Annotated in this window: 11 protein-coding genes; 9 read left to right on the top strand and 2 right to left on the bottom strand. The window is 63.2% G+C overall.

Annotation, left to right across the window (positions count from 1 at the left end):
* Nucleotides 1-62 precede the first annotated feature (62 nt).
* Nucleotides 63-1,457, top strand: a complete 1,395-nt coding sequence (locus GM79_RS05240) for an NAD-dependent succinate-semialdehyde dehydrogenase (protein WP_081867565.1) — start codon at nucleotides 63-65, stop codon at nucleotides 1,455-1,457.
* A gap of 11 nt (nucleotides 1,458-1,468) precedes the next feature.
* On the opposite strand, the gene GM79_RS05235 is transcribed toward GM79_RS05240, so the two are convergent.
* Nucleotides 1,469-2,236 (bottom strand): YdcF family protein, encoded by a 768-nt coding sequence (locus GM79_RS05235; protein WP_035560341.1) that lies wholly within the window; start codon nucleotides 2,234-2,236, stop codon nucleotides 1,469-1,471.
* Nucleotides 2,237-2,469: 233 nt separating this feature from the next.
* A complete protein-coding gene (locus GM79_RS05230) occupies nucleotides 2,470-4,227 on the bottom strand; it encodes a DUF885 domain-containing protein (RefSeq protein ID WP_035560338.1) in 1,758 nt (585 codons plus the stop codon).
* A gap of 307 nt (nucleotides 4,228-4,534) precedes the next feature.
* On the opposite strand from GM79_RS05230, the gene aspA reads away from it, so the two are divergent.
* The 8 genes from aspA (at nucleotide 4,535) to GM79_RS05190 (ending at nucleotide 12,616) form a co-directional block, all read left to right on the top strand.
* Nucleotides 4,535-5,941, top strand: coding sequence for an aspartate ammonia-lyase (gene aspA, locus GM79_RS05225; RefSeq protein WP_035560335.1), 1,407 nt, complete (start codon nucleotides 4,535-4,537; stop codon nucleotides 5,939-5,941).
* A 32-nt stretch (nucleotides 5,942-5,973) separates the two neighbouring features.
* The gene (locus GM79_RS05220) at nucleotides 5,974-6,843 is read left to right on the top strand and encodes an alpha/beta hydrolase (RefSeq protein ID WP_035560332.1); all 870 of its coding nucleotides are present in this window, start codon (nucleotides 5,974-5,976) and stop codon (nucleotides 6,841-6,843) included.
* Between the two features lie 158 nt (nucleotides 6,844-7,001).
* Nucleotides 7,002-8,600 (top strand): protein adenylyltransferase SelO, encoded by a 1,599-nt coding sequence (locus GM79_RS05215; protein ID WP_035560330.1) that lies wholly within the window; start codon nucleotides 7,002-7,004, stop codon nucleotides 8,598-8,600.
* A 187-nt stretch (nucleotides 8,601-8,787) separates the two neighbouring features.
* Nucleotides 8,788-10,257, top strand: a complete 1,470-nt coding sequence (locus GM79_RS05210) for a DNA/RNA non-specific endonuclease (RefSeq protein ID WP_235183922.1) — start codon at nucleotides 8,788-8,790, stop codon at nucleotides 10,255-10,257.
* Nucleotides 10,258-10,349: 92 nt separating this feature from the next.
* Nucleotides 10,350-10,736 (top strand): DoxX-like family protein, encoded by a 387-nt coding sequence (locus tag GM79_RS05205; RefSeq protein ID WP_035560327.1) that lies wholly within the window; start codon nucleotides 10,350-10,352, stop codon nucleotides 10,734-10,736.
* A gap of 8 nt (nucleotides 10,737-10,744) precedes the next feature.
* A complete protein-coding gene (locus GM79_RS05200; protein ID WP_035560324.1) occupies nucleotides 10,745-11,485 on the top strand; it encodes a DUF2071 domain-containing protein in 741 nt (246 codons plus the stop codon).
* Nucleotides 11,473-12,237, top strand: a complete 765-nt coding sequence (locus tag GM79_RS05195) for a class I SAM-dependent methyltransferase (protein WP_035560320.1) — start codon at nucleotides 11,473-11,475, stop codon at nucleotides 12,235-12,237. Before GM79_RS05200 ends, GM79_RS05195 begins: the two co-directional genes overlap by 13 nt.
* On the top strand, nucleotides 12,221-12,616 hold the full coding sequence (locus GM79_RS05190) for a hypothetical protein (RefSeq protein WP_035560318.1): 396 nt from the start codon (nucleotides 12,221-12,223) through the stop codon (nucleotides 12,614-12,616). Before GM79_RS05195 ends, GM79_RS05190 begins: the two co-directional genes overlap by 17 nt.
* Nucleotides 12,617-12,629 lie beyond the last annotated feature (13 nt).

Below are 12,629 nucleotides of genomic sequence, written 5' to 3'. Positions count from 1 at the left end.
CCGCGATTCACTGTCCTCCCAAAACCCAACTTCCCCAGCCCCATTTTCCCTTCATCCCTGCTATGCCCATCGAATCATACAACCCCCACACCGGCCGCGTGCTTCGTCGCTTCAAAGACTTCAGCTGGGCCAAAACCGAGCGTATTCTGGGCCAGGCGCACCGCGAAGCCGCCACGTGGCCGGCTACCACGTTTGCGCACCGGGCCGGCATCATGCAGAAAGCGGCTGGCCTGTTGCGCGAGCGCCAGGACGAGCTGGCCCGCCTCATGGCGCTGGAAATGGGCAAGCCCGTGACCGACGGCCGCGCCGAGGTACTGAAATGCGCCGCCTGCTGCGAGTACTATGCCACCCACGCCGAGGGCTTCCTGGCCGACGAAATGGTGAAAACTGATGCCAGCCGCAGCTTCATCAGCTACCAGCCGCTGGGCGTGGTACTGGCCGTGATGCCCTGGAACTTCCCGCTGTGGCAGGTGGTGCGCTTCGCCGCCCCGGCCCTAATGGCCGGTAACGTGGGCCTGCTTAAGCACGCCTCCAATGTGCCGCAATGCGCGCTGGCGCTGGAGAATATTTTCCACGACGCAGGGCTGCCCGCGGCTTGCTTTCGCACCCTGCTCATTGGGTCTGACCTGGTAGAAAAGCTGCTAACCGACGACCGGGTGCGGGCCGTGACGCTCACGGGCAGCGAGGGCGCGGGCGCCTCGGTGGCGGCCATTGCCGGCGCCCAAATTAAAAAGACGGTGCTGGAGCTGGGCGGTTCCGATGCCTTTATCGTGCTGGCCGATGCGGATGTGGCCCTCGCCGCCAAAACCGCCGCCCATAGCCGTATGATAAACAGCGGCCAGAGCTGCATTGCCGCCAAGCGCTTCATTGTGGAAAAGCCCGTCATCAAAGAGTTTATCAGCCAGTTAAAAACCCATCTGCTGGCCATGCGCCCCGGCGACCCGCTGGACGAAGCCACCCAATACGGCCCCATGGCCCGCCCCGACCTGGCCGACGAGCTGACCCAGCAAGTGGACGACTCGGTGGCCGCCGGCGCCAAGGTGGAGCTGTTTGGCGGTCAGGCCAAGCCCGGTACCGCCCTCTTCCGGCCCGTAATTTTGTCGAATGTGAAGCCCGGCCAGCGTGCCTATGATGAGGAATTTTTCGGGCCGGTGGCGCTGGTGCTCGAAGCCAAAGACGCAGACGACGCCGTGCGCCTGGCCAACGACTCGCGCTTTGGCCTGGGCGCGGGCGTGTGGACATCCGACCCCAAAAAAGGCGAAGCCATGGCCCGGCAGATTGAGAGCGGGGCCGTGTTCGTGAACGGCCTAGTAAAATCGATGCCGGAATTGCCCTTCGGCGGCGTGAAAAAGTCCGGCTACGGCCGGGAGCTTTCCTACCTGGGCATCCGCGAATTCGTGAACCAGAAGTCCATCTGGATTGGCAATGAAACCGCTCCGGCCGCTAAAACGGAGTAGCCGGCCAACCGCTACAGGTAGCCCAGGAGCCGGTACGTCAGCCAGCCGGCGACCTCGTGCACCAGCACGCTAAACTCCTGCATGGCGCCGGGACTGGGCAGCAGCCAGGCAGCAGGCGTGAGCCGGCGGTCGGAGCTGCGAAAACCGGCGGGGAAAGCTACGGGGCGTAACCCCACTTTCTCGAAACAGCCCATTGCCCGCCGCTGATGAAACGCGGAGGTAATCAGGACCAGCGACTTAATGTCGGGGTATTTAGCTAGGAGCTGTTTGGTAAAAAGGGCATTTTCGCGGGTATTACGGCTTTTTTCTTCCAGCAGCAGGTCGCAGGCCGGCACGCCAGCCAACCGGAGCAGGGTGGCCAACTCGGCGGCTTCGGTGGGGCCCTGGTGGGCAAGTGCACCCGAGCCGCCCGAGATGATGATGCGCCGCACCCGACCGGCGCGGTACAGCCAAAGAGCATGCGTGAAACGGTCGGCGCCCGGGCCCAGGTACACCCGGTCGTGCGGCGACTTATTGCCCCCGGTGATGCCCGTGAGCAGTACGGCCGCATCGGACTGCTTCGGCAGCTCGGCCAGGGCCACGGGCGGTCGTTCCCAGGCCAGCAGCGCTTCATTTACCAGCGCGGTGTTGGTGCTGAGGAGGAAAGCAACCAGCGCAGCCACCAGCCACTGCTGCTTCCGGCGCGGCTGCCGGGCCACCAGGGCGGCTACCAGTAGCACCAGCAGCCACACCGTGGGCAGCAGTACGAAGTCGAGAATTTTGGAGAGCAGGAAAAACAAGGGGGAATTCTTTGATATTTAAAGCGGGCGCTGGTGGGCGCTGGTGGGCGCTGGCCGCAGTTTAGCGCAACGGAGTGAAGCGTAACTGCGGGCCGGCTAATGAGCCGAGTCTCCAGACTCGCGTAGGACGCGGCCAACTAGCTACGCGAGTCTGGAGACTCGGCCCATCAGCCGGCCTGCAGTTACGCGCTGCGCGCTAAACTGCGGCCAGCGGCTAGCAGCCAATTCCGCTCTTACTTCGCCAGCATCAATTCCCGGATGTATTTTACCGGTGCGCTGCCGTAGCTGAGAAATTTTTCGTGGAATGTTTTCAGGTCGAAATCCTTGGCTTGGCTCTTTTTCATCTCTTCGCGCAGGGCGTAGATTTCGGTGTAGCCGGTGAAGTAGCTGCTAAGCTGCACCTGGCTGAGGGTGGCCCGCAACCACTTGCCGCGGGCTTCGGCTTCTTCCTGGAAGCCGTCGCGGCGCAGCAAGTTCACGACGTCGTTTTCCTTGACGTTGTCTACCTGTATCATGTGGTCGATGACGGTGTTGAGGGTCACGCGCATGTTCCACTTGTCCCAGAGCAGCCACATTTCGTCGGAGTTGTTGCCGTAGCCGTTTTCCAGCATCATGCGCTCGGCGTACACGGCCCAGCCCTCAATCATGGCACCATTGCCAAAAATGCTTTTCACCAATGAGGGCGAGCGGTTGGCGTACACCAGTTGCGTGTAGTGGCCCGGAATGGCTTCGTGGATGTTGAGAATTTGTAGCGTGTAGTCGTTGTATTCGCGCAGGTAGCTTTCGGCCTGGGCCGGCGTCCACTCCGCCGGGATGGGCTCCACGTTGTAGTAGGTGTTGGCGCCGGTGTCGTAGGGGCCGGGCGACGACACGCTGGCACCCGCGCCGCTGCCGCGCATGTAGAGCGGGGTTTCGCGCACCACCAGCGGTTTGCTGGGGTCTTGGGTGAGCAGCTTTTTGTCATTAACGAAAGCTACCAGCGTAGGAATCTGGCGCTTCACGGCATCCACGAAGCCTTCGCGCGGCGCGTGCTTCAGGGTGAGCTGGTTGATAACGGCCGTAATCAGGGCCAGGGTATCTTTGGGTGCTGCCTGCCCAGGGAAGTACTTGGGATAGAGGCGGGCAGCTCGGCGTCCCATGTCGTGCAGCAGCTCGGCCTTGTGCTTCAGGGCCTGCTCGTAGATTTCGGTGGCCGTGAAGTGCGACTGAATGTCGTAGGCAAATTTCTGGTCGTAGAGCGCTTTGCCGATGCGGAACGAGCGGAATTTTCCGGCTGTCAGCACCTCATTTTTCAGGTGGTCCATATAGCCCTGCACGGCGGCGCGGGTGGCGGCCACGCGGTCGGTAAACGTCTTTTTCTCCGCCTCGCTCAACCCGGACTTGCGCACCGAATCGGCCAGGGCGGCACCGAACACGGCCAGCCCGCCAGCGTTTTGCTTGATGGCCAGCTCTGTGTGCTCGCGGGTGGGCGTGCTGAGGTTGGCTTTGGCGGCGGCGTAGTAGTCGGCCGCGTGGCTGATTTTGTCGGAGATGTTGCGCAGGCGGCGGTCCAGCGGGTAGTAACGGCCGTTGAGCAGGTCGCCCACCGAGGCGCCCAGGTTGTAGCTGGCCGGGTTCCACTGCCAGTTTTGCAGCGTGTCGGCGTACCAACGACTGGCACGCAGCTCGTTGCGCAGCAGGCGCAGGTCAATCTGGTTGTTGGGGGAAAGGCTGTCTAGGATAAAGCTGCTCATCTGCGCCAGATACTTCTGGGAGAAAGCGGCATCGCTCTGGCGCTGGGCGGCGTTGGGAATCACCAGCAGCGAGTCGTATTTGTGATAGCCCTGGCTGGAGGCGTACTCCGGGTTTTGCTTCCACAGGGCTTCAATGAAGCTGCCTTTGAAAGCGTCAAACCGGACGTCGGCGCCCGCGGAGGCGTCGGCGCCGGACTTGGTGGCCGGCGAGCAACTGGCCACGGCCAACGCCAGCAAAGGCAGGTAGGTGAATTTCATAGAGAGAGGCGAAATAGCGGTTGATATGGGGCCATGCTCGGCGGGCAAGCGCTGTAAAGGAACAGCCCAAACCCGATACTTTGCGGCGTCCGGCAGTAGGTTTGTCTGCCGCCACCGGCTGGCCGCAGGACCCCATCCCCTAGCCCCTTCCCCTCCGGGGGAAGGGGAACTAGCAGTAGTTTTCTAATTCTAAGAGCTAGAGTTAGAGCTAAAGCTAGAAATCAGTTCCCCTTCCCCCGGAGGGGAAGGGGCTAGGGGATGGGGTCCTGCGGGCCACAACACATCAACTCCCACCCGCCCCTGTTTCATGAATTCATTCCGCACCGAACACGACTTTTTAGGCGAGCGCCAGCTGCCGGACTCGGCCTACTACGGCATCCAGACGCTGCGTGCTCTGGAAAACTTTTCCATCACCGGCATCCCCATCAACACCGAGCCGCTGTTTGTGCAGGCGCTGGCCTACGTGAAAAAAGGCGCTGCCCTAGCCAATAAAGACCTTGGTGTTCTACCTGTTGCCATTGCCGATGCCATTGTGGCCGCCTGCGACCGGGTGGCCGCCGGCGAATTCAACGACCAGTTCCTGACCGACATGATTCAGGGTGGCGCGGGCACGTCGGTGAACATGAATGCCAACGAAGTCATTGCCAACGTGGCGCTCGAAATAATGGGCCACCAGAAGGGCGAGTACGATTTCTGCCACCCCAACAACCACGTCAACTGCTCGCAAAGCACCAACGACGCCTACCCTACCGCTTTCCGCATTGCCCTCAACAACAAGCTGGTGGGCTACCGCGAAACCCTGGGCGCGCTGGCCGAAGCCTTCGCGGCCAAAGGCGAGGAATTCCGCAATGTGCTCAAAATGGGCCGCACCCAGCTCCAGGACGCCGTGCCCATGAGCATGGGCGACGAGTTTAAGGCCTTCGCCACCAACCTGCGCGAGGAATTGCTGCGCATCGACGACTCGCGGCGCCTCATCGACGAAATCAACATGGGCGCCACCGCCATCGGCTCGCGCGTGAACTCTCCCGCCGGCTACCCTGAAGCCGTGACCGAGCACCTGCGCATCATCACGGGCCTGAACCTGGTGCTAGCCGGCGACCTTTTTGAGGCCACTTACGACACCGGCGCCTACGTGCAGCTCTCTGGCGTGCTCAAGCGCACAGCCGTGAAGCTCTCCAAAATCTGCAACGACCTGCGCCTGCTTTCCTCCGGCCCGCGCACCGGCATCAACGAAATCAACCTGCCCGCCCTGCAGCCCGGCTCCAGCATCATGCCCGGCAAGGTGAACCCCGTGATTCCGGAAGTAGTGAACCAGACGGCCTTTTACGTCATCGGAGCCGACCTCACGGTGACCATGGCCGCCGAAGCCGGCCAGCTGCAGCTCAACGTGATGGAGCCGGTCATCAGCTTCGCGCTGTTCACGTCCATTTCCTACATGACCAACGCCTGCCGCACCCTGCGCGACAAATGCGTAGTAGGCATTACCGCCAACGTAGCCCACGCCGAGCAAATGGTGCGCAACAGCATCGGTATCGTCACCCAGCTCAACCCCGTTATCGGCTACGAGGCGGCAGCCGGCATCGCCAAAGAAGCCCTGGCCACCGGCAAAACCGTGCACGATATTGCCGTGAAAGAGCGCGGGCTTCTAACACAGGAAAAGTGGGACGAGATTTTCACCTTTGAGAACTTGATTCGGCCGGTGTTTATTCAATAGTTCCACTGGCGTCAACCTCAATAATCTTACTCATGCGCTTCCTCCTCGCCCTTTTCCTGCTCACCACCGCCCTCACGGCTTCGGCCGCCCGAGTCGACACCCTGGCCATCCCCAGCGCGGCCATGAACAAAACCTACCGCGCCGCCGTGGTTTTGCCCGCTTCGTACGCCAAAAATAAAAAGGCCAGCTACCCGGTGCTTTACCTCCTGCACGGCGCCTACGGTCATTTTGCCGACTGGCTGAAAAACACGCCCGACAAACAGCTGGTGCACCGCCTGGCCGACCAATACAACCTGATTATTGTGCTGCCCGAAGGCGAAACCTTCGCCTTCTACCTCGACAGCCCCGTGAACCCCGGCAGCCAGTTCGAAACTTATTTGACTAAGGAGATAATCCCCAAAATCGACCAGACGTATCGTACCATTCGTGACCGCAAGGGTCGCGTCATTACGGGCCTGTCGATGGGTGGGCACGGCGCGCTCTACCTTTCGGCTCGCCACCCCGACCTGTACAGCGCCGCCGGCAGCATGAGCGGTGCATTGGATTTGCAGTCCAAAAACCGCAACCTCACGCCCGATGCCGCCGCGCAGCGTGCCCAGCTCTGGGCTCCCGTCCTCGGTTCCGAAACCACCAACCCCGAGCGTTTCACCGCCAACTCGGTGGTGAACCTGGTGGACCTGATGCAACGCAACGCCCTGCCCCTCATTATTGACTGCGGTGTGGACGACGGCCTTATCGACATCAACCGCGAGGTGCACCGCCGCTTGCTCTACAACCACACCCCGCACGACTACACCGAGCGCCCCGGCGCCCACACCTGGGATTACTGGCAGAACGCGCTGCCCTACCACGTGCTGTTTCTGCATCAGGTACTGAAAGCCAACGGCGCCGCAGTGCAGTAAAACAGGCGTTGAATGCCGGCCAAATGAACGACAGCCGGCTTCTCCAAATCTGGACATGAGCTTTTGGCAGCTCCATCGGAACATGCGGTGCCCAGTAGCGTTTGCTTACGGATAGCCGCGCCTGTTGGCCGCCGTTCCTGTTCGCAATTACCGCTCCCATGCCTTCCCAACACCTTCACGAAGCCGAATTCACCAACACCCTCGTCGACGAGCTGCGAGGTGAAATCGCGCCCGATGCCAGCCCCCGCCAGGTTCCCGGCTACACCTATTCCCGCATCGACCCCACGCCCGTGGCCGACCCGCACCTGCTGGCCTGGTCTACGGAGTTGGGCGAGTTCCTGGGCCTGGCCCGGCCCGCCGAGCGCGGCCCCAGCGTGGACGCGCTGGCTGGCAACCTCGTCACTAGCACCATGAAGCCATTTGCGGCGCGCTATGCGGGCCACCAGTTCGGCAACTGGGCCGGGCAGCTGGGCGACGGACGGGCCATTTCGCTGGGCGAGCTCCCGGCCACCGATGGCAGCAGCTGGGAGCTGCAGCTGAAGGGGGCCGGCCCCACGCCCTACTCCCGCCGCGCCGATGGCCGGGCCGTGCTCCGCTCATCCATTCGGGAGTTTTTGTGCAGCGAGGCCATGCACTACCTGGGCGTGCCCACGACCCGGGCCCTGAGCCTGACCGGTACCGGCGACGTGGTGGTGCGCGACATGTTCTACAACGGCAACCCCCGTGCCGAACCCGGCGCCATTGTGTGCCGCGTGGCGCCCACGTTCATTCGATTCGGCAATTTCCAGATGATGGCCGCGGCCGGCGAGCTGGACAACCTGCGCACGCTGGCCGACTACGTCATCACCCACTTCTACCCGGAGCTGGGCGCTCCTTCCGCCGCGGTCTACGTGCAGTGGTACAAGGAAATTTGCCGCCGCACCGCCCGCATGGTGGCCCACTGGATGAGCGTGGGCTTTGTGCACGGCGTGATGAACACCGACAACATGTCCATCCTGGGCCTTACCATTGACTATGGCCCTTACGGCTGGCTGGAACCCTACGACCCCGCCTGGACGCCCAACACCACCGACTTTGGCCACCGGCGCTACGCCTTCGGCCAGCAGCCGCAGGTGGCCCTCTGGAACCTCGCCCGCCTGGCCGAGGCCCTCGCACTGCTGATTCCGGATATCGAGGAGTTGCGCCCCGGGCTGGAGTTGTACAAGTCCACGTTCGAGGGCACCCGTCAGGAAATTCTGCTGAAGAAGCTAGGCCTCACCCCCGCCAGCGCGGAGGCCGACAGCCAGTTGACCGAAAGCCTGCTAGAGGCGCTGGCCACAGCGGAAGTGGATATGACCATTTTCTTCCGTCAGCTTTCGCACACCGCCCCGGCGCTATTGGCAGCGCCCGAGCAGGAGAACGACCGGTTTCAGGAGCTGCTGGCCGCTGCTGCTTACACCCCGCTGCCCAACCCGGCCCACACGCCGCTGCTTGACTGGCTGCACCGCTACCTACCGCGCCTGCGCCAAGAGACGCGCAGCCCCGAGTCCATCAAAACCCGCATGCTGGCCGCTAATCCCAAATACGTGCTGCGCAACTACATTGCCCAAAAGGCCATTGAGGCCGCCGAAAAAGGCGACCTCGCCTATCTGCGCACGCTGCATGAGGTATTGAAGCAGCCTTTCGACGAGCAGCCCGAGCACGAAGAACTGGCCGCCAAACGACCCGATTGGGCCTGGGACATGCCCGGCTGCGCTACGCTGTCGTGCAGCTCGTAGGCGGCACCTACTGGGCCAAAGTAGAACAACCGTCTGCTAACCGTCTGTCATGCTGAGCTGAGCGAAGCATCTTGTCTGCGGCGAACAAATTGCTGGGAGATGAGAGGATGCTTCGGCTGCGCTCAGCATAACAGACGGTGCATGGCGGCGCATACCAGAGCGCTGGCTGGCTGCATATCTTCGCCACATGTATCGTCCCTCCCTGCTCCTCGTCGCATTTGGCTTGTTGGCCTGCTCGCAGCAAACTGCCGAAAACGCCACCACCCAGGCGCCCTCCCAGCAGCAGCTTGCACAAGCGGCTTCCCCCTTTCCCGAAACGTTCGAAACCGGCAGCAAAGGCGCTTATTCCGAGGCCGAAGAACCCCTGGCCACCGGCCCCTGGAAGTTTGCCGAGGCTCTAATTGGCAGCAGCCCCCAGGACCACAAGAACGGCGAGCGCGCCGCCCGCCTGCACAACTTGGGCCGCATTGCCATGAAGTTCGACGTGCCGGCCGGCGTGCAGCGCATCACTATCAGTGCGGCGGCTTATGGCCAGGACGACCCCAGCACCTGGGAGCTGTGGCTGAGCCGCGACGGCGGCCGCAGCTACGCACAAACCGGTCAGCGCATCGAAACGCGCGGTCCCCGGCTGGTGCCGCACGTGTTTGAGGGCATCGCCAACCAGCCCATCCGGCTCGAAATCCGCAAAACCAGCGGCCAGAATGCCCGGCTGAACATCGACGACATCCGGATTGAAACCACTACCGGCCCCGCCGTAGCCGCTGGTACGGGCGTCACCGGCGGCTACTTTGAGAACCGCGACACTCCGAAACCCGGCACCACGGCCCCGCGCCCGACCCCACCGCCCAGCCCCGGCCCGGCCCCCGCTCCTGCCGGAACCCAGGCCTCCAGCACGTCGGCCGAGAACCTGGCGTTGGGTAACCCCAGCGGCGCCACTTCCGACCCCGCCAACGCCTCCAACTACCTGCTCGTGCGCCCCGAATTCACCATCGGCTACCACGCCGGGCGCGGCATTCCCACTTGGGTGAGCTGGCATCTGGGTCGGGCCGACATTGGCAAAGCGCCCCGCCAGAACAACTTCCGCCCCGACCCGGCCCTGCCCCGGCAGTTCTACCAGGTGTCGTCCGGCAGCTACAGCCGCTCCGGGTTCGACAAAGGCCACAACTGCCCCAGCGGCGACCGCACCGCCGACCTTGATGCCAATTCGGCCACCTTTCTCATGACCAACATGGTGCCCCAGGCCCCACGCAACAACCAGCAGGTTTGGGCCCAGCTCGAAGAATACGGCCGCGCCCAGGTGCAGCGCGGGCAGGAAATCTACGTCATCATGGGCAGCTACGGCCGCGGCGGCACTGGCGCCAACGGCTTCGTGCAAACCCTGGACCAGGGCCAGGTTACGGTGCCGGCCCGCATCTGGAAAGTGCTGGTTATCCTGCCCGAAGGCCAGAACGACCTCCAGCGCCTCAGCACCGACCCCGCCGTGCGCGTGCTGGCCATCGACACGCCCAACGACAACGCCATCACCACCGACTGGCGCTCCTACCTGACTTCTGTGGATAAAATAGAAGCCGCAACGGGTCTGGATTTGCTTAGCGCCCTGCCCCGCGACACCCAGGCCCGCCTGCAAAAGCTGGTAGATTCCGGCCGTGCCCAGTAACCGCCCCACTCCCTCACTCCCCAACTCAGCTACTCAACTACTCAGTCACTCCCCACTCCCTCACTCAGCTACTCAACCACTCCGTCACTCCCTTGTCCCGCCACTCAGTCACTCTGTTACTCAATTACTCTTTCGCCCTCGTCTGGCTGGCCAACGGCCTGCTCTGCAAGGTGCTGATGTTGGTGCCGCGCCACGCCGCCATTGTGGCCCGCATCCTCGGGCCTGAGCACGCCACGCTACTCACCCGGCTCATCGGGCTGGGCGAAATCGGCATGGCGGCATGGGTGCTTAGCGGCATCCGTCCGCGCTGGTGCGCCGGGGCCCAGATTGCCCTGATACTGAGCATGAACACCCTGGAAGCACTGCTCGCGCCCGATTTGCTGCTCTGGGGCCGGTTTAATGCCGTATTTGCCGGGCTGTTTTGCCTACTTATTTACGCGCATAGCTTTGCGTCTGCTCGCCTCGCATCGCCTCATTAGTCTGCCTCATGCTGTCCTGGCTCAAAACCCATCCGTTTGCCGTCGAAGCCTTTTTTGAGTACTCGCTGGTGCTCACCTTCGCCGTGCCCAGGGGCGAGCTGCAGGCCATGCTGCCCGCCCCGCTGGTACCCGATACCTTCGACGAAGAATGGGGATTTCTGGCCGTGGCGTTGGTCCAAACCCGCCACCTGCGCCCCAGGGGCTTCCCCGCGTGGCTGGGTCAGGACTTCTTCCTGATTGGCTACCGGGCCTTCGTGCGCTACCCCTCGCCCACCGGCAAGCGCCTGCGCGGCCTCTACATTCTGCGCTCCGAAACCGACCATCAGCGCATGACCACCCTCGGCAACCTCATGACGCACTACCGCTACCACACCGTCGACATTCGCCAGGAGCAGCGGGCCGGCCAACTCCACATCGAGTCAACGCAGGCCGATTTTCACGTCACGCTCGCCCCGCCCGCGCCGGTGGTGCCGCTGCCGGCGCAGTCGCCCTTCGCCACCTGGGCCGCGGCCCGCCGCTTTGCCGGCCCGCTCCCCTTCACCTTCTCCGCCGATGCCGCCGCCGGCCGCATACTCATCGTGGAAGGCGTGCGCGAGCACTGGGAACCGCAGCCCGTGGCCGTGGCCAGCTACCACGTCGGCTTTTTGCAGGGCCTGGGATTCAGCCAGCTGGTGCTGGCCAATGCCTTTTCGCTGCGTGATGTACCCTATTACTGGAAGAAAGGACGCACCGAGCAATGGCGCCGCTAAGAAAACCGCTGCAAGGCGTGTGCAACGTGGTGCGGTTCAACTGGCACTTCTACTTGGTGGCCGGGGGCCTGGCGTTGGCGCTGGCCCTGGGGTGGCTGGCCGGCCCGGTAGTGCTGCGGCCCTGGTGCGGAGTGGGGCTGGCCCTGGTGCTACTGCCCATGCTGGTGTCGCTACTCGTCACGGCTTACGTTTACGATGGGTCCGGGCTCTACCGGTTTGGCTGGCTGCCGGCGCGGGCGCCCGTGCCGGCCACGGTGCTCAGCCTCAGCGCGGGATTTGATGAGAGCAGTGCGCTTTTGGCCAGCAAGTACCCGGCCGCCAGCCTGCTGCCGCTTGATTTTTACGATGCCGCCCGGCACACCGAAGTATCCATTCAGCGGGCCCGGCGGGCCTACCCGCCCTACCCCGGCACCCAGGCCGTGGACACCCGCGCCGCCCTGCCCCTGGCCGATGACTCCGTGGGCCTGGCGGTCGCGTTTCTGGCCGCCCACGAAATCCGGGACGCGGCCGAACGGGACGCTTTTTTCCGGGAGCTGGCGCGGGTGCTGGCCCCCACCGGCACCCTCGTGGTGACGGAGCATCTGCGCGACCCGGCCAATTTCCTGGCCTATACCATTGGCTTTCTGCATTTTCATTCCCGCCGCACCTGGCTGGCTACTTTTCAGGCCGCCGGGCTGCAAGTAGAGCGGGAGGTGAAAACCACGCCCTTCATCACCACCTTTTTTCTGCGCCAGCATGGTCATGCAGCTTAACCTCATCGGCTTCTTTCTGGTGGTGCTGGCGCTGCTGCACGGGGCTTTCGCCCGCTACTTCAACTGGCGCGTGGAGTTCGCGCCCGTCAGCCTGATAAACCGACAGATGATGTACGTGCACACGTTCTTCATCGCCCTCGTCGTACTGCTGATGGGGGTGCTTTGCCTCACCTCGGCTACTGAGCTGGTGGGCACGTTGCTGGGCCGGCGCGTGGCGCTGGGCTGCGGGATGTTCTGGCTGGCCCGGCTGCTCATTCAACTCTTCGGCTACTCGTCCGAGCTTTGGCGGGGCAAACGCTTTGAAACCATCGTACACGTCGTTTTCATCGGCTTCTGGAGCTATCTGAGCTACGTTTTTCTGGCGATTGGGCTGTTGTAGCAGGCGGTTCCTG

Origin of the sequence: Hymenobacter sp. IS2118, from assembly GCF_000715495.1 — a bacterium.
Taxonomy (GTDB): Bacteria; Bacteroidota; Bacteroidia; order Cytophagales; family Hymenobacteraceae; genus Hymenobacter.
The sequence above is the reverse complement of the archived record's forward strand: the minus strand, read 5'-3'. Positions and strand labels throughout refer to the sequence as shown.